Source organism: Actinokineospora sp., from assembly GCF_052390155.1.
GTDB lineage: Bacteria > Actinomycetota > Actinomycetes > Mycobacteriales > Pseudonocardiaceae > Actinokineospora.
Window position 1 is genome coordinate 1 of sequence record NZ_JBQTHF010000047.1, and the last position, 25,168, is coordinate 25,168.

The 25,168-nt window shown below is 70.1% G+C and carries 11 protein-coding genes and 1 CRISPR repeat array; of the genes, 1 reads left to right on the plus strand and 10 read right to left on the minus strand.

Annotation, left to right across the window (positions count from 1 at the left end; all coding sequences use genetic code 11):
- Window positions 1–329 precede the first annotated feature (329 nt).
- A CRISPR array of direct repeats spans window positions 330–13,508; the repeat unit is 28 nt; unit sequence GTCTTCCCCGCGCACGCGGGGCTGTTCC.
- A 272-nt stretch (window positions 13,509–13,780) separates the two neighbouring features.
- The 8 genes from tmk to mdo all read right to left on the minus strand — a co-directional run bounded on the left by tmk (window position 13,781) and on the right by mdo (window position 21,417).
- Window positions 13,781–14,431, minus strand: coding sequence for a dTMP kinase (gene tmk / locus ACT4N7_RS16570; RefSeq protein ID WP_444829692.1), 651 nt, complete (start codon window positions 14,429–14,431; stop codon window positions 13,781–13,783).
- A gap of 211 nt (window positions 14,432–14,642) precedes the next feature.
- Window positions 14,643–15,512: a helix-turn-helix domain-containing protein gene (locus tag ACT4N7_RS16575; protein ID WP_444829635.1), complete on the minus strand. Its 870-nt coding sequence runs from the start codon at window positions 15,510–15,512 to the stop codon at window positions 14,643–14,645.
- Window positions 15,487–16,023 carry a DUF6879 family protein gene (locus ACT4N7_RS16580; protein ID WP_444829693.1) on the minus strand — a complete coding sequence of 179 codons (537 nt, stop codon included), beginning with the start codon at window positions 16,021–16,023 and terminating at the stop codon, window positions 15,487–15,489. Before ACT4N7_RS16580 ends, ACT4N7_RS16575 begins: the two co-directional genes overlap by 26 nt.
- Window positions 16,020–16,259 carry a hypothetical protein gene (locus ACT4N7_RS16585; protein ID WP_444829636.1) on the minus strand — a complete coding sequence of 80 codons (240 nt, stop codon included), beginning with the start codon at window positions 16,257–16,259 and terminating at the stop codon, window positions 16,020–16,022. The genes ACT4N7_RS16580 and ACT4N7_RS16585 overlap by 4 nt, the downstream gene beginning before the upstream one ends.
- 235 nt (window positions 16,260–16,494) lie before the next feature.
- Window positions 16,495–17,400: a mycofactocin oligosaccharide methyltransferase MftM gene (gene mftM, locus ACT4N7_RS16590; RefSeq protein ID WP_444829637.1), complete on the minus strand. Its 906-nt coding sequence runs from the start codon at window positions 17,398–17,400 to the stop codon at window positions 16,495–16,497.
- Window positions 17,397–18,902: a VWA domain-containing protein gene (locus tag ACT4N7_RS16595; RefSeq protein ID WP_444829638.1), complete on the minus strand. Its 1,506-nt coding sequence runs from the start codon at window positions 18,900–18,902 to the stop codon at window positions 17,397–17,399. The genes mftM and ACT4N7_RS16595 overlap by 4 nt, the downstream gene beginning before the upstream one ends.
- 19 nt (window positions 18,903–18,921) lie before the next feature.
- Window positions 18,922–20,058, minus strand: coding sequence for an AAA family ATPase (locus ACT4N7_RS16600; protein WP_444829639.1), 1,137 nt, complete (start codon window positions 20,056–20,058; stop codon window positions 18,922–18,924).
- A gap of 66 nt (window positions 20,059–20,124) precedes the next feature.
- The gene (gene mdo / locus ACT4N7_RS16605) at window positions 20,125–21,417 is read right to left on the minus strand and encodes an NDMA-dependent methanol dehydrogenase (RefSeq protein WP_444829640.1); all 1,293 of its coding nucleotides are present in this window, start codon (window positions 21,415–21,417) and stop codon (window positions 20,125–20,127) included.
- A 242-nt stretch (window positions 21,418–21,659) separates the two neighbouring features.
- Here mdo and ACT4N7_RS16610 point away from each other — a divergent pair, with 242 nt between their 5' ends.
- Window positions 21,660–23,324: a sigma-54-dependent Fis family transcriptional regulator gene (locus ACT4N7_RS16610; RefSeq protein ID WP_444829641.1), complete on the plus strand. Its 1,665-nt coding sequence runs from the start codon at window positions 21,660–21,662 to the stop codon at window positions 23,322–23,324.
- A 6-nt stretch (window positions 23,325–23,330) separates the two neighbouring features.
- On the opposite strand, the gene ACT4N7_RS16615 is transcribed toward ACT4N7_RS16610, so the two are convergent.
- Together ACT4N7_RS16615 and ACT4N7_RS16620 are read right to left on the minus strand one after the other, a co-directional pair.
- The gene (locus ACT4N7_RS16615; protein WP_444829642.1) at window positions 23,331–24,245 is read right to left on the minus strand and encodes a hypothetical protein; all 915 of its coding nucleotides are present in this window, start codon (window positions 24,243–24,245) and stop codon (window positions 23,331–23,333) included.
- Window positions 24,242–24,988, minus strand: coding sequence for a hypothetical protein (locus ACT4N7_RS16620; protein ID WP_444829643.1), 747 nt, complete (start codon window positions 24,986–24,988; stop codon window positions 24,242–24,244). Before ACT4N7_RS16620 ends, ACT4N7_RS16615 begins: the two co-directional genes overlap by 4 nt.
- Window positions 24,989–25,168: the final 180 nt, after the last annotated feature.

Consider the following 25,168-nt stretch of genomic DNA (forward strand, 5'->3'; position numbering starts at 1 on the left):
GCCGCCGAGTGCGCACAGCGTGTCAAATCGAACGCTTCCAGAATCTCCACGATCTCCCTGTCAGACTTGGTCAAGGGACTCCTCCGGCACCACGGTCGGCAACTGATCAGCAACCAGAGCCAACCCCGCCGGAAGGGTCCCTACCTGCATTGATGCCAGGCGTGTCCCGGAGATCTCATGTCCATCCATCCGGAGACTTCATGTCCGCACACCCGGACCAAACTGTCCGCCCACCCAGACTTTTTCATGTCCGCTGGCAAGCTAGAGGCTCGGACGTCAAAGTGATGCTGAAACGAACATACGCCCGGTATGCTCCCTGGTCAGCAAGTGTCTTCCCCGCGCACGCGGGGCTGTTCCCTGGATGACGCCCAGCATGCCCATACCCGGCTCGTCTTCCCCGCGCACGCGTGGCTGTTCCGCGATCTCCTGGGGCTGGACCGTCTACGTGGGCGTCTTCCCCGCGCACGCGGGGCTGTTCCGGCTCAGGCGTCCGCCGCCAGGGCCGCCGCCTGGTCTTCCCCGCGCACGCGGGGCTGTTCCGGCTGGCGCGACGTCGTCAACCAGGTCCAGTTCGTCTTCCCCGCGCACGCGGGGCTGTTCCCTATACGCAACCTCGCGCACTCTGTCTAGGCTGGTCTTCCCCGCGCACGCGGGGCTGTTCCTGCGTGCAAGCCCTGCACGCATCCCTGCTGTGGGTCTTCCCCGCGCACGCGGGGCTGTTCCGCCGCCGAAGCGCAAGGACGGCACGACCGACGCGTCTTCCCCGCGCACGCGGGGCTGTTCCGTCGACCGCCAAGCCCGCGCAGAAGAAGGAGAGGTCTTCCCCGCGCACGCGGGGCTGTTCCGTCGGGATGATGATGTACACATTATGTGTTGACGTCTTCCCCGCGCACGCGGGGCTGTTCCCGAAAACCGCGGGACGATGAAGCAGGCCGCGGAGTCTTCCCCGCGCACGCGGGGCTGTTCCCTCTTGCGTACCACCGATGTCGTTGCGCGGGTCGTCTTCCCCGCGCACGCGGGGCTGTTCCCGCGACACCCCGGACATCGAGCCGTGACCACCCGTCTTCCCCGCGCACGCGGGGCTGTTCCGCGGACCTCGTCAGTGTCGAGAAAGCCGTCGCCGTCTTCCCCGCGCACGCGGGGCTGTTCCGCTGGCCCTTGGCGATGACCCGCTCGATCTGAGGTCTTCCCCGCGCACGCGGGGCTGTTCCCTACTCGGCCCTCGGCGGAGCCATCACCGGTGAGTCTTCCCCGCGCACGCGGGGCTGTTCCCCGCCGCCGTGCTGATCTCGGCATCGATCCGGAGTCTTCCCCGCGCACGCGGGGCTGTTCCGTTCGAGCGCCCGGTTGGGGATGGCGTAACCCAGTCTTCCCCGCGCACGCGGGGCTGTTCCCAGGGTCTTGATCTCGATGTCGAGGACGGCGGAGTCTTCCCCGCGCACGCGGGGCTGTTCCGCGTCCGGGCCCGCCGTGGCCGCGTGGTCGGACGTCTTCCCCGCGCACGCGGGGCTGTTCCGCCGTGGCGGCGGCCGTGCTGGAGAGCCTCCGCGTCTTCCCCGCGCACGCGGGGCTGTTCCCCGCTTCACGGAACCCCCGTCTATGCCAGTTGTGTCTTCCCCGCGCACGCGGGGCTGTTCCGGATGAACGGGCCCGCCAGGTGTGGGCTGTATCGTGTCTTCCCCGCGCACGCGGGGCTGTTCCCATCCACCGCACCAACATCCCCGACCGCGCGATGTCTTCCCCGCGCACGCGGGGCTGTTCCGGTGGCCCAGGACATCCGCGCCAAGATCGCCGCGTCTTCCCCGCGCACGCGGGGCTGTTCCCTCGGCTGGGCCGTTCACGGAGCGCCCCACTCGGTCTTCCCCGCGCACGCGGGGCTGTTCCGGCATTGAGGCTCATGAGTCAGTCTCCCCTACAGTCTTCCCCGCGCACGCGGGGCTGTTCCCGCCCGCAGCGTCGTAGACGATGACCTTGGCGCGTCTTCCCCGCGCACGCGGGGCTGTTCCGCGCCACTTCGACCTCGGGACGGCGGCACATCTGTCTTCCCCGCGCACGCGGGGCTGTTCCCAGCGGCCGCACCTGCCCCTGATCGCCCTGCGTGTCTTCCCCGCGCACGCGGGGCTGTTCCATCCGGTTGCCCGCCTTGTCGACGCCCTTGCTCGTCTTCCCCGCGCACGCGGGGCTGTTCCGCCCGGCATCCCGCCGGGCACGGTGCGCGGGTCGTCTTCCCCGCGCACGCGGGGCTGTTCCGCGCTCGGGCAGGTGCGTGAAGTCGAAGTAGCGGTCTTCCCCGCGCACGCGGGGCTGTTCCCGCGAAGAGCACCTGGAAGATGGACGTCATGCGGTCTTCCCCGCGCACGCGGGGCTGTTCCGCTGCTGCTGCAACTGGAAGGTGAGCTCGTTGGGTCTTCCCCGCGCACGCGGGGCTGTTCCGCGGACCACATGGCGGGAAAAGCCCCGGCGGCGGTCTTCCCCGCGCACGCGGGGCTGTTCCCCCTGATGACCCGGCGGGCACCGTGCCCACGGGGTCTTCCCCGCGCACGCGGGGCTGTTCCCTACTCTCCGACGAGTACGTGGTCCAGACGGACGTCTTCCCCGCGCACGCGGGGCTGTTCCCGTTTCGGCATCTGGGGCGGCCGCCGGTTCCCGGTCTTCCCCGCGCACGCGGGGCTGTTCCTGCAGCACCCCGGCAGCGGACAGGACGTCGCCGGTCTTCCCCGCGCACGCGGGGCTGTTCCTGGACATCAAGCTCGCGCCACTCGTCGCCGGAAGTCTTCCCCGCGCACGCGGGGCTGTTCCTCCGTCCCGCGCGGAGAACGACCGCAACCGGCAGTCTTCCCCGCGCACGCGGGGCTGTTCCGTCGTCGTTGGAGTTCGCACGTGAGCATGGGCTGTCTTCCCCGCGCACGCGGGGCTGTTCCGCCAGTGCTTCGCGCGCCTCGTGGGGCCGGTCGGTCTTCCCCGCGCACGCGGGGCTGTTCCGCCACGCGATGATGGACGCAATGGTCTTGCCGGGTCTTCCCCGCGCACGCGGGGCTGTTCCCCCGGGCAGTAGGTGTGTCGCTCGATGACTTTGGTCTTCCCCGCGCACGCGGGGCTGTTCCGCTCTGGAGCGCGGCGGCGTCCTCGACGGTGACGTCTTCCCCGCGCACGCGGGGCTGTTCCCCCTGCAAAGTCACCCCAGGTAGCGGCCCACCCGTCTTCCCCGCGCACGCGGGGCTGTTCCCGCCTGATACCCGGCGAAACCGGTCGTCGCGTTGGTCTTCCCCGCGCACGCGGGGCTGTTCCCGTGAACTGCTCCACTCCGGGAACCGATACACAGTCTTCCCCGCGCACGCGGGGCTGTTCCTCGACGGCGTTGCCGCGGGCGCCGAAGAACATGGTCTTCCCCGCGCACGCGGGGCTGTTCCGCATTTGACGAGTAAGTCGTGTTAGTTGGCGGTGTCTTCCCCGCGCACGCGGGGCTGTTCCCGCTTGTGCCACAGGCCGGTGAACTCAGCGGCGGTCTTCCCCGCGCACGCGGGGCTGTTCCTGGTGTCCGCGCCCCCGGCTGGGGGTGAGTGGCGTCTTCCCCGCGCACGCGGGGCTGTTCCTCACCGCCTCTTGCACTGTGGGGCGGCGCCGCGGTCTTCCCCGCGCACGCGGGGCTGTTCCCGCCTCGCTCGCCGACTCCGCCATTCCGGTACGGTCTTCCCCGCGCACGCGGGGCTGTTCCGTTGCGGCCGTACGAGACGTCCTCGAAACACCCGGTCTTCCCCGCGCACGCGGGGCTGTTCCGAACCGTGCCCGCGCGTTGATCGGAGACCGGGAGTCTTCCCCGCGCACGCGGGGCTGTTCCGTCGTAGGCGAAGATGATCAGTCTAGGTTCGATGTCTTCCCCGCGCACGCGGGGCTGTTCCGCACCGCCGACTCCAGCGCCGCCCGTACAGCAGGTCTTCCCCGCGCACGCGGGGCTGTTCCGTCGGGCCGATGGCTGGAGAACACCAGGGTCGACGTCTTCCCCGCGCACGCGGGGCTGTTCCGACAGAGCCGCCGGCACCTGCTGGTCGGTAGAGGTCTTCCCCGCGCACGCGGGGCTGTTCCCTGCTTCACCGCGGAGAACCGACGCACGGGTACGTCTTCCCCGCGCACGCGGGGCTGTTCCCCAAGGCCGGTGTCGTCGCGGCCCACCCAGGGGGTCTTCCCCGCGCACGCGGGGCTGTTCCGGTACCGCTGCAGATGCAGCCCAGCGCCGAGCACGTCTTCCCCGCGCACGCGGGGCTGTTCCGGGTGCGTGTCCGACCGTCGAGCAGTTGGCGGTGTCTTCCCCGCGCACGCGGGGCTGTTCCTGAGCTGAATCGTTACAGTGGGCAGCTCCGTCCGTCTTCCCCGCGCACGCGGGGCTGTTCCCAGGTTGGTGATCTTGCCCGCGGCGATGCTGGTGTCTTCCCCGCGCACGCGGGGCTGTTCCCTCGACCACGTGCCGGTCAAGCACCTCAAGCAGGTCTTCCCCGCGCACGCGGGGCTGTTCCCCAACTCGATCATCGGTGCCGCGTTCGACGACAGTCTTCCCCGCGCACGCGGGGCTGTTCCCAAGGCCCTCGTGGCGCTCCCGGCCGCAGCGTCGTCTTCCCCGCGCACGCGGGGCTGTTCCTCGTCCCTGGATGCGGCGACGGAAAGCCTCAAAGTCTTCCCCGCGCACGCGGGGCTGTTCCGGGGCTGGTGTGGTCATGCCGCCGACCCTGAAAGTCTTCCCCGCGCACGCGGGGCTGTTCCCAGCAGCGCCGCACGTCCAGTGCGAGTAGCGCCGTCTTCCCCGCGCACGCGGGGCTGTTCCGGCCGGGGACGCGGAAGGGTGTTCTTGGGGCCTTGCGGCCCACGCGAGTCTTCCCCGCGCACGCGGGGCTGTTCCGCGTTTCGCCCGCGACATCGCCAACCACGAGACGTCTTCCCCGCGCACGCGGGGCTGTTCCCCAGACCGGGATGGACCTGCAACACCGGATTGAGTCTTCCCCGCGCACGCGGGGCTGTTCCCTGATCAACCGTATGCCTGAGCGTGCCGTCGAGGTCTTCCCCGCGCACGCGGGGCTGTTCCGGTCGACGAGCATGCGGTGGAGATCACCCGGGAGTCTTCCCCGCGCACGCGGGGCTGTTCCCGTGGCCTGGACCGCTGTCGACGCGTCACGGACGTCTTCCCCGCGCACGCGGGGCTGTTCCAAGACCGGAATGTATGAGCAAAGACCAGTCCTCGTCTTCCCCGCGCACGCGGGGCTGTTCCCTGACCTCAGGATCAGTCGGGGGCACGGTCACGGTCTTCCCCGCGCACGCGGGGCTGTTCCGACCGAGAACCCCGAGGTGTGGGCCGCCTACGCGTCTTCCCCGCGCACGCGGGGCTGTTCCCACCCGCACTCTGCTTGCCAAGGGTGCCACCAAGTCTTCCCCGCGCACGCGGGGCTGTTCCGTTCCCGGCGGCGTGCATCGCGGTCCACCCGGCGTCTTCCCCGCGCACGCGGGGCTGTTCCCGCGGACCGGCGGGCCAGGGCCCGCACCGCCGCCGTCTTCCCCGCGCACGCGGGGCTGTTCCCGTGGACGAACTACGCGGTGAGGCCACTGCGCTGTCTTCCCCGCGCACGCGGGGCTGTTCCGGCCGGGTCGCCGCAGGAACACGCCGCGCGCATGTCTTCCCCGCGCACGCGGGGCTGTTCCGCCGCCACACACCTGTCCACCCCCGCCCGAATCGTCTTCCCCGCGCACGCGGGGCTGTTCCCATCAGCGTCTCCGCCGCATTCTCAGGTGTCGGGTCTTCCCCGCGCACGCGGGGCTGTTCCGCGGTGCCCCGCCTTCCGGCATTGCGAGACGGCGTCTTCCCCGCGCACGCGGGGCTGTTCCTCTATTCCTGCAAGATCCCGCGCGGGATGCTTGGTCTTCCCCGCGCACGCGGGGCTGTTCCCCCGGACTCGGCGTCGACCAGTCGCACCCGGTCGTCTTCCCCGCGCACGCGGGGCTGTTCCCGACAGGCACTGCCCTGGGTTGCCGGGGTCGTCGTCTTCCCCGCGCACGCGGGGCTGTTCCCCAAAAGTGCCTGCCCGGTGCATGACACTCGCAGTCTTCCCCGCGCACGCGGGGCTGTTCCCGCGGTCGCGGCGAAACGCGCGCTCATCGACGCGTCTTCCCCGCGCACGCGGGGCTGTTCCAGGGTCTCGCATTGTACGGCGGCAAGGTCATGCGTCTTCCCCGCGCACGCGGGGCTGTTCCCCGCTCCTACGCCGTGTCTTTCGACCGGCCGTAGTCTTCCCCGCGCACGCGGGGCTGTTCCCACCAGCAACGCCGCGCCCGGACCGGCCACCCGGTCTTCCCCGCGCACGCGGGGCTGTTCCCGACGTCTCATCGATCCACACCTGCTCCGGCGCGTCTTCCCCGCGCACGCGGGGCTGTTCCCCACTTGGGTCCGGTCGTCGAGGTGTCTGTGGATTGGGGCGCGTCTTCCCCGCGCACGCGGGGCTGTTCCAGGCGATGCCGTTGGACGCGGTGCCCTCCGAGGGTCTTCCCCGCGCACGCGGGGCTGTTCCCGAAGACCGCCCGGCGATCCAGCCGGGCGCCTGTGTCTTCCCCGCGCACGCGGGGCTGTTCCGGTGACCTTGCGATCGACCAGACTGGGAAGCACGTCTTCCCCGCGCACGCGGGGCTGTTCCGCTTGGGCGAAGACGGCTTCGACGGCAGCCTTGGTCTTCCCCGCGCACGCGGGGCTGTTCCGCGGTACAACGTGATCGCGGCCGCCAGGCCGAGGTCTTCCCCGCGCACGCGGGGCTGTTCCGACCGGCTCCGGCGCGGTGCGGCCGATGCCTATGTCTTCCCCGCGCACGCGGGGCTGTTCCTCCGTCAGTCTCGACGGATTGGCGATTGCCCATGTCTTCCCCGCGCACGCGGGGCTGTTCCCCCGCACCCCGCCCTCGTCGATGCCCCCACGGAGTCTTCCCCGCGCACGCGGGGCTGTTCCTCGGCCTCTGCTGAACCCGGGCTGTGGCGGTGACTTCCCCGCGCACGCGGGGCTGTTCCGGGCCACGTGAGGGCCGCTGGGCTCAAGAGCGGGTCTTCCCCGCGCACGCGGGGCTGTTCCTCCGGGCAGACCTCGGTATAGACAGCGAGGTCGGTCTTCCCCGCGCACGCGGGGCTGTTCCCACCCGCCACACCCGCACGACCCGCGGGCACGAGTCTTCCCCGCGCACGCGGGGCTGTTCCCACCAGCTCCGCCGCGCGGCGCCTCCGCGAGGCGTCTTCCCCGCGCACGCGGGGCTGTTCCCTCGACGCGCGACTACTCCCCGGAGTACGCGGCGTCTTCCCCGCGCACGCGGGGCTGTTCCGAATGCGTCGAGCGCCGCGACCTTCTTGTCCAGGTCTTCCCCGCGCACGCGGGGCTGTTCCCGATCCGGTTGGGCACAGGTGGACCCCCGGTCCGTCTTCCCCGCGCACGCGGGGCTGTTCCCACAGACCGTCGTACTCGTCGACAGCCGGATCAGTCTTCCCCGCGCACGCGGGGCTGTTCCCTGGCGGGTCTGGTCCAGTGTCCGCAACAGGCCGTCTTCCCCGCGCACGCGGGGCTGTTCCGACCGTGCCGTTGCGCTTGTACGCGGTGCGCACGTCTTCCCCGCGCACGCGGGGCTGTTCCGTACATCTGGGCCGCCGGGATCTGTGACGTCACGTCTTCCCCGCGCACGCGGGGCTGTTCCCACATCTGGTCCTACGGGCTCACCGCGGCCGACGTCTTCCCCGCGCACGCGGGGCTGTTCCGGTCACGCGGAAGTGGCTGCCGGCGGCGGCGTTGTCTTCCCCGCGCACGCGGGGCTGTTCCCTGGCGGACCGTGGCGACCACGGAGCCGACACCGTCTTCCCCGCGCACGCGGGGCTGTTCCCGCCGCGTGAAGACCGCGCCGGAGCCGTTCGTGGTCTTCCCCGCGCACGCGGGGCTGTTCCGTCACCGGGTACTCGATCAAGTCACCGGGCGCAGTCTTCCCCGCGCACGCGGGGCTGTTCCGCCTCGTTCGAGGCGGTCTACCACCACGACCTGGTCTTCCCCGCGCACGCGGGGCTGTTCCGCGCGGTGGCGCTCCGGCAGGTGCATTCGGGTGGTCTTCCCCGCGCACGCGGGGCTGTTCCCGATTCCGGGACGCCCGCCGTGATCGGGAGGTGGTCTTCCCCGCGCACGCGGGGCTGTTCCGGCGGCGAACTTCATCCACCGGGGTCAGCCGGCGTCTTCCCCGCGCACGCGGGGCTGTTCCCGACACGTAAGGGAGATAGGGACTGTACTCACTGTCTTCCCCGCGCACGCGGGGCTGTTCCACCGCCCCGTAGTCGGTTTGGTGGCGCACGGTTGTCTTCCCCGCGCACGCGGGGCTGTTCCGCTTCAGCTTGTCAGGCCAACGGGGACCGGAGAGTCTTCCCCGCGCACGCGGGGCTGTTCCGCACCTCCGCGGGCACCTCACCCGCGAGCGCGAGTCTTCCCCGCGCACGCGGGGCTGTTCCCCGGCGCGTCCACTGTGGCCAGTCCACTGTGGAGTCTTCCCCGCGCACGCGGGGCTGTTCCGCCGGTCTAACCATCCAGTCGCAGGACTGGGACGTCGTCCCCGCGCACGCGGGGCTGTTCCTACCTGTCCGCGCCTGACGTAAGGGCGGAGCTGGTCTTCCCCGCGCACGCGGGGCTGTTCCCCAGCAGGCGGCCGTCGTACTGGATTGCCACCGGTCTTCCCCGCGCACGCGGGGCTGTTCCTAGGGTAAGACAACAGCCGTGTACCAAACACAAGGTCTTCCCCGCGCACGCGGGGCTGTTCCCAGGAGGTGGTGAGGCGTGCAGATACTCGATTAGTCTTCCCCGCGCACGCGGGGCTGTTCCGGCATGGGGCGTCTTTGGAAGCACGCTGTGGCTGTCTTCCCCGCGCACGCGGGGCTGTTCCAGTCCTTCGAGAGACTCGACACCGAGCAGCGGGTCTTCCCCGCGCACGCGGGGCTGTTCCGCCCTGACGCACCAGAAAAAACGGCGGGCCACCGTCTTCCCCGCGCACGCGGGGCTGTTCCGCGCCGGTCCTCGTCCTCTGCGAACCAAGCGCGGTCTTCCCCGCGCACGCGGGGCTGTTCCCTTTTGACCAGTAACCCTTGGGACGACGAAGACGTCTTCCCCGCGCACGCGGGGCTGTTCCCGGCGGCCGTTGCAGCCGGTGTCCGGCGACGGTGTCTTCCCCGCGCACGCGGGGCTGTTCCCGATGACCACATGGGCAGACGGGCCCATGGTCGGTCTTCCCCGCGCACGCGGGGCTGTTCCGTCGACATCACCCCCGCCGCGCTGATGGCAGGCGTCTTCCCCGCGCACGCGGGGCTGTTCCGGGCTGCGGTGGCCTGGTCGGCTTCGCGGCGGGGTCTTCCCCGCGCACGCGGGGCTGTTCCGTCACCGGGCGCAGCGGTCTCATTGAGACGCTGGTCTTCCCCGCGCACGCGGGGCTGTTCCGTGGACTTGCCGCAGCGACAGAGCCGCGACATCGTCTTCCCCGCGCACGCGGGGCTGTTCCCCAAACGCCGCCGGGACGGGTCGGTCACTGCCCGTCTTCCCCGCGCACGCGGGGCTGTTCCGGCCCCCGCGATGACCACCTCCCTGACCCTCCTGTCTTCCCCGCGCACGCGGGGCTGTTCCCGTGCGCTGGGCGGTGCTCCACCCTCGCACGGGGTCTTCCCCGCGCACGCGGGGCTGTTCCCAAGGTCACGCAGGAGGCGCTGGACAAGAAGACGTCTTCCCCGCGCACGCGGGGCTGTTCCAGATCAGGCGTCGCCCGCCATCGACGGCGTGCAGTCTTCCCCGCGCACGCGGGGCTGTTCCGCGCTGGCCGACCAGAACCGCTGACGCAGGGCGGTCTTCCCCGCGCACGCGGGGCTGTTCCGCCGGACCGCAAGATCACCGTCCGCAAGCCTCGGTCTTCCCCGCGCACGCGGGGCTGTTCCCGGTCGCCACACGAGCGGCCCGCGCCCGGGTCGGTCTTCCCCGCGCACGCGGGGCTGTTCCCACCGAGGCCGGGAGGTTCACCTCCGACGGCTAGTCTTCCCCGCGCACGCGGGGCTGTTCCGAGTTCTCGATTCTCGCCGTCGACGGCTCTGAGGTCTTCCCCGCGCACGCGGGGCTGTTCCTGGGGGCGGATTCCGTGCTTCTTCTCAGATGTGGTCTTCCCCGCGCACGCGGGGCTGTTCCGCGTTAACCACCGGGTTGCCTACTGGCCGGTAGGTCTTCCCCGCGCACGCGGGGCTGTTCCGCGCTGCGGTGGCCTGGTCGGCTTCGCGGCGGGGTCTTCCCCGCGCACGCGGGGCTGTTCCGTGGACACCCTGGCCCAGGCAATCCTGGCCCGTGTCTTCCCCGCGCACGCGGGGCTGTTCCCCCGCGCCGGACGGCGTGCGCCCGGTCGCGTGCGTCTTCCCCGCGCACGCGGGGCTGTTCCGCCCGGCCATCGGCCTGCTCGGCGGTGAGGCCGGGTCTTCCCCGCGCACGCGGGGCTGTTCCGAGATTGATTGCCACCGGTTGTTCCTCCTGGCGTGTCTTCCCCGCGCACGCGGGGCTGTTCCGCTGTACGTCGCGGACGCCCACCAGCCCGGGTCGTCTTCCCCGCGCACGCGGGGCTGTTCCCAGCGTCAGCGGGGCGTGCGGGTCGATCTCTTCGTCTTCCCCGCGCACGCGGGGCTGTTCCGCCCTACGGCGGGTGACAGGGGTCATCTGGAAAGTCTTCCCCGCGCACGCGGGGCTGTTCCGGCGCTCGACGCGATGCTCGCGGCGGTCGCCGAGTCTTCCCCGCGCACGCGGGGCTGTTCCTCCGTCGACGACAACCCCGAGTACCTTGCCCACGTCTTCCCCGCGCACGCGGGGCTGTTCCCTGTCCACAGCGGAGCAGTCGCGGCGGATGCGGGTCTTCCCCGCGCACGCGGGGCTGTTCCCAGCCAGGAGCCAAGCAATGGGAAGCACTTACGGTCTTCCCCGCGCACGCGGGGCTGTTCCCTGGCAGGCGGTCACGCCGAACCCCACGTTCCCGGTCTTCCCCGCGCACGCGGGGCTGTTCCCGCCGAACTGGTCCCGCGCACCGCGTTGTCGAGGTCTTCCCCGCGCACGCGGGGCTGTTCCGGCGTGGTGACATGGCCGAAACCGTGTGGATTAGTCTTCCCCGCGCACGCGGGGCTGTTCCGGAGTGATCGACCATGCCGAAAGGTGGAGCCCGGTCTTCCCCGCGCACGCGGGGCTGTTCCCTTCTGCACGGCCGGGAGACCACCGGACGGGGCGTCTTCCCCGCGCACGCGGGGCTGTTCCGTTCGGCCACGCGGTCGGCCACGGCGACCTCGTGTCTTCCCCGCGCACGCGGGGCTGTTCCGTCTGCCCCTTGCCGACGGCTCGCCGCAGCCGGGTCTTCCCCGCGCACGCGGGGCTGTTCCCCATCCGCCTGGTCGGCTCCTCGCCGGTCATGTGTCTTCCCCGCGCACGCGGGGCTGTTCCCTACTTGCGGACGATCCCGAGACGGACGCGACCGTCTTCCCCGCGCACGCGGGGCTGTTCCAAGCCGGTCAAGTGCACCGACTGCGGAGGCTCCGTCTTCCCCGCGCACGCGGGGCTGTTCCGGGCCGCAGACGGCCTCGCGGATCATCGAGGGCGTCTTCCCCGCGCACGCGGGGCTGTTCCGTTGCCGCAGCACATGAATCGAGGGCGGTGGCCGGTCTTCCCCGCGCACGCGGGGCTGTTCCCGTCAATCGGATACCCGGCCGGTTGCCCTTGCGGTCTTCCCCGCGCACGCGGGGCTGTTCCGGAGCTGCCGTGCTGGTCGTCTACGCAGGACCGGTCTTCCCCGCGCACGCGGGGCTGTTCCCGCGCCGTAGAGCAGATCGGCCTGCTCAAAGCTGTCTTCCCCGCGCACGCGGGGCTGTTCCCAGCAGCGCCGCGTCGAGCGCCTCCGCGGCCTGGTCTTCCCCGCGCACGCGGGGCTGTTCCGAACTCTTCGAGGGTGGGCGCGAGCGCCAGGGCGTCTTCCCCGCGCACGCGGGGCTGTTCCGTTCTCCTACGGAGAGCACGAAGGGGAGCCGGTGTCTTCCCCGCGCACGCGGGGCTGTTCCGGTGGAGAAGACCGCGGTCACCTCGCCCTTGGCGTCTTCCCCGCGCACGCGGGGCTGTTCCCGAGTGCGACTGCGGGCCGTGGGCGATGCCCGACGTCTTCCCCGCGCACGCGGGGCTGTTCCCCCTCGGCTCCGCGCAAGCAGCGGAAGTGCTGGGTCTTCCCCGCGCACGCGGGGCTGTTCCCGCAGCCGTCGCAGACCCCTGCGCGCCCACCGCGTCTTCCCCGCGCACGCGGGGCTGTTCCTGCCTGCGGGCCTTCGAGGCCGAGCTTCCTGAAGTCTTCCCCGCGCACGCGGGGCTGTTCCCCACCGACCGATCACCGACACACCGCCGATCCGAGTCTTCCCCGCGCACGCGGGGCTGTTCCGTTCCCGATGCCTTTGAGCAGGCCGAGGATGATGTCTTCCCCGCGCACGCGGGGCTGTTCCCGAACGGGTCCTCTGTGGACTTCACGGCGTCGTGTCTTCCCCGCGCACGCGGGGCTGTTCCCCCGCAGGCATGAGAGGGGACTGAACGATGGCAGTCTTCCCCGCGCACGCGGGGCTGTTCCCGACCGTCCAAGCTGGACCGCTTCCGCCTCACCGTCTTCCCCGCGCACGCGGGGCTGTTCCGGAACATTGGGTGCATGACACGGCAGCAGCGAGGTCTTCCCCGCGCACGCGGGGCTGTTCCCGTGGGCCCCGCACATCCCCGCGCTGGCGTGGCGTCTTCCCCGCGCACGCGGGGCTGTTCCGGCCGCCGGCCGTAAGTTGGACGGCCGGATCTGGTCTTCCCCGCGCACGCGGGGCTGTTCCGGACATCACGGGGGAGATCCGGGAGCAGGCTCGGTCTTCCCCGCGCACGCGGGGCTGTTCCCGACAACCCGCGTACCCACCGCAGCCCGGTGACGTCTTCCCCGCGCACGCGGGGCTGTTCCGTTGGTCCCGGTGCTGCCGGGGTCGACGCCGAGGTCTTCCCCGCGCACGCGGGGCTGTTCCCTGGTGCGCGTGCAGGCCTGGCACGCCGATACGGTCTTCCCCGCGCACGCGGGGCTGTTCCCCCGGATTCGGCGTCTATCACGCGTACCCGGTCGTCTTCCCCGCGCACGCGGGGCTGTTCCGCGTTGGTGTTGCCTGTGGACACACCGGAGCGCGTCTTCCCCGCGCACGCGGGGCTGTTCCACTGGGTCACGTCCACAGTGGACAAACTGCGTCGGTCTTCCCCGCGCACGCGGGGCTGTTCCCCCGCAGCGGCTCGCACTGGGCAGCACGCTGCGGTCTTCCCCGCGCACGCGGGGCTGTTCCGTTCGCGGCCCTGCCCACAGCGGAGGAACCCTGGTCTTCCCCGCGCACGCGGGGCTGTTCCGGAGGCGCGACCGGACGAACGGCGGATGCTCGAGTCTTCCCCGCGCACGCGGGGCTGTTCCGTTCCGCATCAATCTGGGGTCTGTCACCTTCCCGTGACCAGACACAGCCTCCGCCGTACTCCTCGGCCACGACGCGGGCAGCCGTAATGTGGTGCGGCCGAAGATGAAGATGGCGTCCGTGTACTGCTGGACGCTGTAGCTGCCGGAGATGCCGACCAACGAGCCGTCGTCGTCCGTGATGGGACGGAAGTTCCACCCGGCTTGTCGAACGTCCACTAGAGACTGAAGCTCTGGGAAGCGCCGCACTGCTTCGGCGTCGCTGATCGACTCGCTCATTGGACCAACTCCCGATCCGACGTCAGAAGTTCGGTTAGGTGGCCAAGAATCAAAGCGGCTGACTGCTCAGGCTGGCGGCTTACGCAGTCGACGGGCAGGACGTTGAAGCCCGCGCGGATGAGCTGTTCCTTGGCATCCTGGTAGTACTTGGCTTCGGCGTGGCTGCTGCCGGGGGTGAACTGGAAGCGGTTGTGCGGGCTTCGATCGGCCAGGCGCTCAGAGATCACGTTCGGGTTGGTTTCGAGGATGACGGTGAGATCGGGGATCTCGACTTCCTCGTTGAGCCCCCACAAGAACCCGGGGTCGACGCCGTCGAAGCGTTGGATCGCCAAGCCGGAGGCGATGTAGCGGTCCGAGATGACGATGTGGCCCGACTTGAGAAGCGGCCTGATCTCCGCTTCGACATGGTGGTAGCGGTCGGCGGCATACAAGCAGGCTAGGGCGTGACCGGTGACCGTTTCTGTCAGTTCCGACGCCAGTTTCCCGATCGGCCCACTGGAGGGCTCGGCGGTGACGGTGGCGTGTTCGCCCTGTGCCACAAGCATTTGTGCGAGGTGGCGGACGATCGTGGTCTTGCCTGCGCCGCTTGGTCCCTCGACGCTGACGAACAGGCCGAACCTGCGGTCAGAAGAGCCCGGGCTCATCATCGCGGCCACCTCCGGTCGGTCGGTCGCGGAGTCTTTCCAGGGGCAGCCAGCCATCGATCTGATCCGCACTGAGCAGAGACAGGTGTCATCACGTGACGTTCTCCAAGGTCAGCGGGGTGGGTCGCTTTGGAGAGTAAGCAGATGACTACTGTCTCGCCAGAAATTTGCTCAATTTTTCTCGAAAAAATCTGAGATAGATTGCCTGCCGAAATTACACGCCAGAATCCTCGGCTTCGTCGGCGAGTTCGTGCATTACCCGAGCGATGACCGCCCTGGCTGCCGCCCCGTAGCTGGCGACGGCGGCCAGATGCTCGAAGATGCCGCTGTACAGCTCGATCTCCTGTGGCTGACGCAGGTTGATCTCGGCGGAGTAGGACTCGAACTGAACAAGGTGGTCGTCGTAGACCCAGAAGCCGTGCCGAGGATCGGTGACGTACTGAGTCTTGAAGTCGATGATCCCAAGCTTGACGTTGCCCATGGACGTCATCGCCATGAGGCGGTCAAGCTGGCCGATCATGATGTCGCGCCCGACCAGCCGGTAGCGGAGCGCGGCTTCCGTGATGACGAAGTGGAAGCGTCTGTCCGGTCGGTACAGCATCTCTTGGCGCTGCATACGGGTCTTCACTGCTTCGTTGATGTCGTTGGGCACTTTGTGCACCATGACAACCTGCGCGAAGCGAGCACGGGCGTACTCGGGCGTCTGGGTAAGTCCAGGAATTATTGTGTTCTCGAAGCCGCGATAGAACTTAGTCCTATCGTCAAGTTGCGACAGGGTGAGCTGGTGGGACTTCATTCCCGCTTTGAGTACCCGCTGCCACTCGGCATGCTGAAGCTCAAGATTGTGAAGCGCTGCGAGAAGGCTCGCCGTCTGATCCTCGGCGTTGGTCGCGCGTGCCCAATCCCGAATATCGTCGTCGGTTGGTGTCTGCTTTCCATTTTCGATCTTGGAGACTTTCGAGCCTACCCATAACAAGGACTCCGCGAGCTCTTTACCGGATAGCTTGGTGGCTACCCGCAGCTCGCGGAGTCGTTTGCCCAGCGCGTTGCGCGCTTCGTCAACGCCGGATATCCCGTTGCTCATACTTGGCGTCAAACTCATCTCGGGTCACGGCGTGGTGACGGGCAACGTCACGCCAGTAGTTGTGTTGAACGATGACTGCCGGGTCTTCGATGACTTCCCCGCCAAGGAAGCTGTCGTCATCGCCGAAGAGCACCTTGACCAGCTTGCAGGAGTCGAACAGCCAGTAGTCGTACTGCGGTAGCTCGGCGGCCTGCTCACAAGTGAGATAGCGGATGTCATCACCGGCTTCTCGGGTGAGCCTTCCTACCCACATGCTGAAGCGGACGTAGTCGGTGAGCGGGAAGCCAACGACTCGCACGCGAGAGAAGAGCCGTCCTTCTGCCGTCGCCTGGCGGACCATGTTCAGCCAGGTCTCGTGGTACGAAGCGTCCGGTTCACCAGCGAGAAACTTGCCATACGGCTCAGCCTCATGAGGGACGTTGTAATGACCGCGCGTCTCCAGCCGGAAGGCCGTGTGCTCGAAGGTCGTGAAGAGCTTGGCGAACTCTGGACCTGGCTCGATGAGAGTCAGTTGTCCGTCCCCTTCTCCTGCGCGTAGCGGCGGGCATAGAACTTCAGAACTTCTTCGGGGATCTCGATCAGCGTCTCGTGGTCTGGGACAGAGCCGACGTCGGCAAGGATCTGCGGGTCGGTGACCTTCCAGCCCTGCGCGATGTAGGTGATGCGGTCGGTCCTGTCCGTGGCGAACAGCGTAGGGGACGCACCTTCGGTGGACTCTGGGTCTTTGCCGAGAAATTTGGCGCGCACCGGGTCTCCTTGCTCGAAGTTGTCGAAAACTGCTTGTTCATCGTTACAGGGGTGGCGACATCCGTCAACGGGGGCGCGGAGGCGTGATGATCAAAGCGTTGGCATGCGCGAACGTGACGCCGTTGTTGAAGGCGAACGGGTTCAGGCTCTATCGCCGATGCTGTTCCAACTCGACGGCCCAGTCAGGTCGGCTGAACTGGTCGAAATGTCACCGTGGTTCGGGTCGCGGTGATGATCAGGCGGGGCGGAGGACGAGCCAACCGCCGTGGTGGGTGGTGACGGTGAAGCGGCAGCCGCTGCGGCGGCCCAGGTCCACGAGGTCGATGGGGGCGAAGGTGCGCACGTGGCCGTACGTCGCGGTCGGCACCTCCTCGTACGGCACCGCCACCACGACGCGCCTGCGGGCCAGTCGGACGCTCTCGTGCAGTACCGCCTGGCCGTGCCCTGGTTCGAGGTGTTCCAGCAGGTGCAGCACGGTGACCGTGTCCACCGCCTTGTCCGGCAACGGAATCCGGGCCGCGTCGCAGACCACTGTGGACACCGGGGTGCCGAGCCGGGCGGACACGGTGCGCAGCAGGCGCATGCCGCCGGTCGAGACGTCGGACGCGGTGACGGTGGTGCGCGGCCGCGCGGCCAGCAGCAGACCGAGGAAACCGAAGCAGGAGCCCAGGTCCAGCACGTGTCCCGGCGGGGTCAGCTCGATCGCGCGCCGGTACACCGGGGCGAAGCCCGCGATGGTCGAGTGCTCGTGGTCGCCCTCGCGGTCCTCGGCGATACGGCGAAGGGTGTTGCGGTAGAAGGTGAGCCACGCCTCCACCGCACCATCCACAGTGGACCGAACGATACCGGTGAAGACCCGCTCGAACACGTCGGACCCGCTGAGCCAGCCGGGGTCGAACAGCTCGGCGGCGAGCAGCCCGGCCAGGTCGTTGTCCAGCCTGTCGGGGGCCAGCGCGTGGCTGAGCAGCACCCGCGCGCCGTTGCGGCGCAGGCAGAAGTGCGCGGTCCGCACCACCACGGGCGGCGACCGCTCGGCCGCCGGGTCGTCGCGCAGGACGCACACCAGGTGGTCCTCGTAGCGGCCGGGCTGACCCGCCTTGAGCGGGTCGATTTCCGGCGCCGACAGCGAGGACTCGGTCATCGCCCCGTCACCTCGGTGGTGAACGCGGTCGCGGCCCGGTCGAGCCCGGTCAGGTCGGCCACCACCCGCACCTGGTCGCAGAACTCGGCGTACGCGGGCAGGTCGCAGCCGCCGAGTTGCCAGGAGTAGCGCGGTTCCGGGGTGAGCCACACCGTGCGGCGCACCCGGCGGGTGATCTCCTCGAACTGGTCGATTCGGGGATCGGTGCCGTTGCCCCGGCCGTCACCGAGGATCAGCAGGGTGGAGCGCCGGTTGAGCGCGGTCGAGTGCTCGTCGAGCAGCCGGTCGAAGGTCTGTCCGTAGTCGGAATTGCCGTCCACGTCGAGCATTCCGCCCGCGGGCAGGCCGTCGAACACCAGCCCGAGCGCGCGTTCCAGCGGGTGGTCGGCGAACAGTTCGGTGATCTCGGTCGGCGAGTCCACGAACGCGAACGACCGCACCTGACCGAACAGCGATTGCAGCCCGTGCACGAGATGCAGGGTGAACCGCGCCGTCGCCCGCACCGACAGCGACACGTCGGCCAGCACGACCAGTCGCGGCCGGTCCTCGGCGCGCACCGTGGTCACCGGGCGGAACGGCACGCCGTCGTAGCGCATGTTGCGGCGCATCGTCCGGCCCGAGTTGATCCGCCCGCGTGGGCTGTCGCGCTTGCGGCTGGTGAGCGCCCCGTGCAGCGACTGCACCAGCCTGCGCAGCGACTCCTCCAACTGCTGCCGTTCGCGCTCGTCCACCCGTTCCGTGCGGGCCCGCTCGACCACCCGCGATTCCAGTTCCGCCTGCAGTTCGGCCAGCTTGTCCAGGTGCCTGCGCAGCAGTTCGGGCAGGTTCTCGATGACCCCGCTGAGCTGCCTGCGCAGCGCCGACAGGTCGTCCGCATCCTCCACATCGGACAGCCAGCCGAGCAGGGCCCGCTCCTGGGCCACCGTCAGGTCGGCGTCGACCCGGTGCCCGGTGGACGGCGCCAGCGAACCGGGGATTCCGGCGTTGTGCAGCCGGTCGGTCGCCAATTGCACCGACGCGCCGTCCGGCCCGGTGGGCGCGGAGTCGGTGGACAGCACGATCTCGTCGGTCAGCGAGGCCAGGTCGACCTTGTTCGCCTCCTGGTGCAGGTTGTACTGCTGGGCGAGATCCTGCTGGTCGAAGAAGTCCCGGATGTCGGCGGGCTTGCCGTGCGTGTGGCCCTGCTGCGGGGTCTCCGACGGCTCCTCCGACACGGTGAACGACTCCAGGTCGCCGGTGTCGGCCAGGTCGTCGTGCTCGTGCGAGTGCCCGTGCCCGGCGTCCTCTTTGGACACCGGACGCAGGTGGAAGAACGCGGTGAACAGCTCGTCGAACACCTCTTCGTCGCGGCGGTCCTTGATCAGCGTCATCCGCAGCGCCTCGCGCAGGATGGGCCGGTCGGCCAGCACGCCCGGCTGCGCGGCCGCGCGCATCCCGTCGGTCGCCTCCGACACCGACACGCGCAGGCCGAACAGCCGGAGCAGCCGAACGAACCGGTGCACAGCGGATTCCACGGCCCGCCTACCCCGGACGCCGTCGGGTGGCCGATCCGAACGACCGGCTGCCCTGGCTGGGTGAGCCGTAGTAACCGTCGTGCCTGCCGGGTTTGTCCTTCGCCGCGCGCTTCGCGCGGCCGTCCGGCTCGTCGGGCGGCGGGTCCTCGTGGTCATGGCCGTGACCGTGCCCGTGGCCGTGTCCCACCGACGCGGGCAGCTCGCGGTTTGGGTCCACAAGGGACGGTAGGACGCCCAGCGCCCGGTTCAGGTCGCGCTCGTACTTGAGCACCACGTTCGCGGTGTCGGACACCACCTCCGCGGTCAGCTCCTCGACGCCGAGCACGGCCAGCGTGCGCGCCCAGTCGACGGTCTCGGAGATACTGGGGTTCTTGCGCAGCCCCAGTTCCCGCAGTCCGCGCACCACCTCGACGAGTTGGCGCGCCGTCGCGTCCGGCAGGCCGGTCTTCTTCGACCGCACGATCTCCAGCTCCCGCTCCGCGTCCGGGTAGTCCAGGAACAGGTGCAGGCAGCGACGTTTGAGCGCGGCGGACAGGTCGCGGGTGTTGTTCGAGGTGAGGATCACATACGGCGGCACCTTCGCGACGTAGGTGCCGATCTCGGGCACCGACACCTGGTACTCGCCAAGGCATTCCAGCAGCACCGCTTCGAGCGCCTCGTCGGCCCGGTCGACCTCGTCGATGAGCAGCACCGCGGGCTCCTCGCCGCGGATGGCCTCCAGCAGCGGCCGCGGCGCGAGGAAGTGGTCGGAGAAGAACACGCTGTCCTGCGCGTCGATCCGCTCGACGGCGGCGGCGAGGTCGGGCGCGTCGGCGATGACCTCGCCGATCTTCTCGCGCAGGAGCTGGGTGTAGAGCAGCTGCTTGCCGTAGTCCCACTCGTAGAGGGCCTTGGTCTCGTCCTGGCCCTCGTAGCACTGCAGGCGCAGCAGCCTGCGTCCGGTGACCTTGGCCAGGGTCTTGGCCAGCTCGGTCTTGCCGACGCCCGCCGGGCCTTCCAGCAGCACCGGTTTGTCCAATTTGGACTGGAGGTAGATGGTCGTGGCCACCCGCCGGTCGGCGATGTAGCCCGCCGACGCGAACTTCGCGCTCACGTCGTCGACCGAGTCGAACGGCTGGTCGGGCTGCGCACTGTCCTGCGGCACCGGTTCCTCCGATTCTCGTGTGCCGGGTCGCGGACCGCCGGGATCTCGCCCGGCGGCCCGCCATGGTCAGCTCAGCAGGTCGTCCAGGTCGCCGGTCATGCAGTGCTCCACGACGGGGCGGACGGTGTCGAACGTGCATTCCTTGGCGTTGCCCGGAGTGCAGGCGTCGCCAAGCACGTGGTTGGTGATCCGGTCGACGTCGGCGGCGTCGCCGGTGATGACCTTCGCGTCCGCGTAGAACTTCGTCGGCCCCTCGCCGAGCCGGTTCTTCGAGTAGCTGCTCTGGGTGACGTCGCAGAACTTCTCCGGGATGCCCACGTCGCGCAGCAGCCGGATCGCCGCCGCCAGCGCGGCGTCGGCCGCCTGCACGTCGGTCATCCCGTGCGTGTCCAGGCCCATCGCGCGCGCGATGTCGGCGAAGCGCTTGTAGGCCACCGGCATGTTGAACGCCCACACGCGCGGCAGCGCGATGGCGTTGTTCAGGCCGTGGTGGGTGTCGTAGAACGCGCTCACCGCGTGCGAGATCGAGTGGATGATGCCCAGGCCGCCGGAGTTGAACGCCTGCGCGGCGATGTACTGCGCGTACATCATGCCCTCGCGGCCCGCGAGATCCTGGCCGTTCCACACTGCCGCGCGCAGGTTCTCCGCGGTCAGCTTGATCGCGTGCAGCGCGTTGCCCAGCGAGGGATGGAAGTTCAGCCGCGAGACGTAGGGCTCGGAGGCGTGCGCGAGCACGTCGAACCCGCACTGCGCGGTGTAGTCGACCGGGCAGTCGAAGTACAGCACCGGGTCGTCGATCGCCAGGCTGGTGATCGAGGCGTCGTCGAAGGCGACGTACTTGTGCGGGTTGGCCGGGTCGGTCGTGGTGTCGGTGATGACGTAGGCCCACGAGGTCTCCGAGCCCGTGCCCGCGGTCGTGGACACCGCGATGTGCGGCGGGTTCTTCGGGTTCTCCGACTTGTTGAAGCCCTCGAAGTCGTTGACGTTGCGGCCGTCATGCGCGACCGAGACCCGCGCGCCCTTGCAGGCGTCGTGCGACGAGCCGCCGCCGATGCTGACGAACGAGTCGCACTTGGCTTCCTGGTACATCGACACGGCGTCCATGACGTTGTAGTCCTTGGGATTGGACTCGACCTTGTCGTAGACGACGACCTCGATGCCGTGGTACTTCATCGACTCGGCGATCTTGTGCACGATGTCCGTGCCGCGCAGGCCCGAGGTCATGATCAGGGTCTTCTTGAAGCCGAGCTTGAGGGCCTCCGGGCCGATCATCTCGTGCGCGCCGGGCCCCATCAGAGCCCGGGGGAACGGGTGGAATTCCTTGATGGGGAACGGCTTGAGCAGTTCGTCGACCTGCATGATCCGCGGTGTCCTCTCCGGGCGGCGGTGTCCGTTCAGGACGGATGAACCGAAAAGTAGCCGGCCGGAGGCGGGGTCCGGCAGTGGTTACCGGCCGGTACCGGCCGTCCGGGAGGGGAGGTCGGCACTGGGGATCGGGGCGGCACCCCTCCGATCGGAGAGGTAGCTGCCGGTCGTATGCGCATGTCAGGATGGGGGCAGCTCACCCAGGCGGGCCAGTGTCGTCCCTACAGGAGTGCGCCGTGCGTGCTGAACGCCCCGGTCTCGACGACGAGCGGCTGCGACCCGAGATCGCGCTGTCGTGGCGCCGCTCCGAGGCGGGCGGCCTCACCCCGTCGACCCCGACCGACCGGCTCACCGTCACCGAGATCGACCGCCGCAGCAGGCTCGTGGTCGCCGCGACGCCGGTGCTGGACGAGATGGCCGAGCAGCTCGCGGGCACCGCGTTCTGCGTCGTGCTGGCCGACCGCGACTCCCGCATCGTCGACCGCCGGTTCGACGCCCGCGCGGTCGAGTTGGCCCTCGACGGCATCAGCGCCGTGCCGGGGTGCCAGTTCACCGAGGAGACCACCGGCACCAACTCCATCGCCACCCCGTTCGAGCTGCGCCGCGGCGTCACCGTGCACGGCGACGAGCACTTCCTCGACGCGCTCAAGCCGTTCTCCTGCTACGGCCACCCGATCGTGCACCCGGCGACCCGGCGGCTGGAGGGCGTCCTCGACATCACCGGCCGCGCGCAGGACGCCAACCCGCTGCTCGCCCCGTTCCTGCGCCGCGCCGTGGCCGACATCGAGGTCCGCCTGCTGGCAGGCGCGCGCCAGGCCGAGCAGCGGCTGTTCGCCGCGTTCCAGGCGGTGCGACACGGCGCGGGCGCGGTGCTAGCCCTCGGCGACGACGTGGTGCTGGCCAACGCGGCCGCGGTCGACCTGGTCGAGCCCGCCGACCACGCGCTGCTGCGCGAAGTCGCGACGGACCTGCCGGCGCTGGGCCGGGTGACCCGCGGGCTGCGGCTCACCTCGGGCGGCTCGGTCGACGTCCGGGTCGAGCGGATCAGCGGGGGCGCGCTGTTCGAGCTGGCCGCCGTCGAGCGGTCCCGCACGCCCGTCCCGCGCAGGCGCGTCCAGGGCGGGGTGCTGTCCGCCCAGGCCGACCGTGACCTGCGCAGACACGGCGCCGAGCACACCCGCGTGCTGGTCACGGGGGAGCCCGGCACCGGGCGCACCAGCAGCGGGCGGGTGCTCGCGGGCGGCGCCGCGGTGGCCGTGCTCGACGCCGCCGACCTGCCCGCCCTCGGCGCGGCGGCCTGGTGCGCGCGGCTTGACGAACTGGTGGCCACCCACCCCGGGCTCGTCCTGGTGGAGGGGGTGCACCTGCTGCCGGACGCGGTCGCCGCCCGGCTGTGCCGGGTGCTCGACACCAGCGCCGCGTGGGTCGCGCTGACCGCCGCCCCGCTCGACGAGCCCGCGGGCGAGCTGGCGGCGCTGTCGGCGCGCTGCACCGCCACGGTCGAGCTGCCGCCGCTGCGCAACCGCCGCGCCGACCTGCCGGAACTGGTGCGCGCGATGGTCGCGCGGCACCTGCCCGGCCGGTCGCTGCGGTTCACCGCGAGCGCGCTGGACCTGCTGGCCGCCCGCACCTGGCCGGGCAACCTGCGCGAGCTGGAGTCCGTCCTGCGCCAGGCCGCCGCCCACCGCGCCGCGGGCGACATCACCGGCCGCGACCTGCCCGAGCCCTACCGCACGGCGCCGCGCACCCACCGCCTCACGGCGTGGGAACAGGCCGAACACGACGCCATCAGCAAGGCGCTGGCCGCGACCGGCGGCAACAAGGTGCACGCCGCCGAACACCTCGGCATCAGCCGATCGACGCTCTACAACCGTATCCGCGTCCTCGGCATCACCTCCTGACCCGGGTCACGAGGCGATCTTGGCCTTGAGCTTGTCGATCAGCCTGGCCACCTCGCGGCCCACCGTTTTCAGCGGGATGTCCATGTACTGGCGCCCCGCCAGCGCGGTCCACCGGTGCGAGGCGAGGCGTTGGGTCACCTGCGGCCCCTTCTCGGTGTGCACCGTGTGCGGGTGGAACTCCACCAGGAACTCCGCCGTCTTCGTCCACCCGGCGAGTTCGGAGATCCCGTCGAACACCGTGTGGCGGACCGTGTCGAACAAGTCCGCGAGGTCGGGCAGCGGGATGTTGCCGCCGCGCGGAATCGTCGGCAGCGAGCCGATGCCCGCCCCGAGTCCGAGCCCGCCGAGGATCTTGGCCATGTGCGTGACCATCAGCACTTGCGGGTCGCAGAGCTTCCACTGCCGGTCCTCCGGCAGCGGGATGAACGGCGAGACCCGGATGCCCAACATGTCGGCACCGTCCTCGGCCAGGATCAGCCGGAAGTCGGGCCGTTCGGCGAAGAACCCCGCGATCTGCGCCGAGGTCCCGACCAGCGCCCTCGGCGTGTCGACGGTGTAGTACGGCGTGCCGTCGTCCATGACGTCGGCGCCGCCGCGGGCCGCCACGAGTCTGCCGCCGCCTTGCGGGTCGGCGACGACCGGTAAGACGCGGCCGTCGAGGTCGAGCACCTGGATGTGGTCCTGGACGACGTGGCGCAGGACGGCCGCGGGGTTCTCGTTGACCGCGGGAACCCGTTGCCCCCGCTTGTCCTGGTGGTGCCGGCGGGGCATGTCCGCGGCGATCGCGTCGTTGTGCCGTTTCAGCTCCCGCGCGTGGGTGCGGTCCGCGCCTTCGGTGGGCCCCGCGATCCCCAGCTCGGTGGCGATCGTGGTGCCCAGTACGTGGTGCAGGATGTTCCTGGCCTTCCGGTGCCCGGTCATCGGTTCGCCCTTTCGCTCAGTGCGGCCTGGTCGCCGTGCAGCGCCGACCAGATCTCGTCGGCGGAGAGGTCGTCGAACGCCGCCAGCAGGTCTCCCTCAGCCACACCCGTTCTTCTCGCGAGGTCCGGGATTCGTGTGCTGAGCGCGTTTCTGGCGGCCTCCACCAACTCGTCGGACACCGCGGCCCGCATGGGGGCTTCGGTCTGTTGCCAGCCGGCCACCAGCGCGCGGAGCTTGACATTGCGCTCGGCCGGGTCGTCGGTCCGCCAGCCAGGGTGACCGTGGTCGAGGTGCGCCGGGACCTCGGTCCGCCAGGTCGCCCACCAGCCGTCGAGGTACCGGGCGTAGCCGGGCTCGACCCAGTCGACGCCGACCGCCCGCGCGGGCCACAGCTCACCGATGACCTGGTCGAGCAGGTGGAACTTGCGGTCGACCGGCTCATCGCGCCAACCCGCGAGCCTGGCGTCCAGGTGCACCGGCAGATCGGCCTCGAAACTCGGCCAGTGCGCGGCGAGCTGGTCCCGCGTCGACTGGTCCAGCCACGTCAGGTGAGCACTCCGGGTCCACTCCGCGATGAGCAGGTGGAGTTCGGTCAGCCGGTCGGCGTCCGACCGCTCCGACCACCCGGACACCCGTTCGGACAGTGCTCTCCCGACCTCCTCCGGCCAGTGCGGGCCGTACGCGTCGAGCCACCTTCGGGACTCGTCGTCGACCCAGGACCACGTCTCCGTGTCGTCACTCATGCGCACTCCGTGAGTTTGGAAATCTGTCGCCAGTTCGGACGCTAAGCGGTGGCCACGCGCTGTAGCGAGTCCGTCGCAGATAAGCGATCAGGCACCGCCGAGAACCCGATCGGGCAGTCCCGCCGCGCGGCGGCGCCGCGGGTGTCCGGCATTTGCACAGTTAGCCACCGCGGGACAGCC

Coding starts and splice junctions, on each gene's coding strand:
- tmk (WP_444829692.1), bottom strand. CDS start 14,431: ATGATGAGCCCGGGCTCTTCTGACCGCAGGTTCGGCCTGTTCGTCAGC.
- ACT4N7_RS16615 (WP_444829642.1), bottom strand. CDS start 24,245: ATGACCGGGCACCGGAAGGCCAGGAACATCCTGCACCACGTACTGGGC.
- ACT4N7_RS16620 (WP_444829643.1), bottom strand. CDS start 24,988: ATGAGTGACGACACGGAGACGTGGTCCTGGGTCGACGACGAGTCCCGA.
- mftM (WP_444829637.1), bottom strand. CDS start 17,400: ATGACCGAGTCCTCGCTGTCGGCGCCGGAAATCGACCCGCTCAAGGCG.
- ACT4N7_RS16575 (WP_444829635.1), bottom strand. CDS start 15,512: ATGAGCAACGGGATATCCGGCGTTGACGAAGCGCGCAACGCGCTGGGC.
- mdo (WP_444829640.1), bottom strand. CDS start 21,417: ATGCAGGTCGACGAACTGCTCAAGCCGTTCCCCATCAAGGAATTCCAC.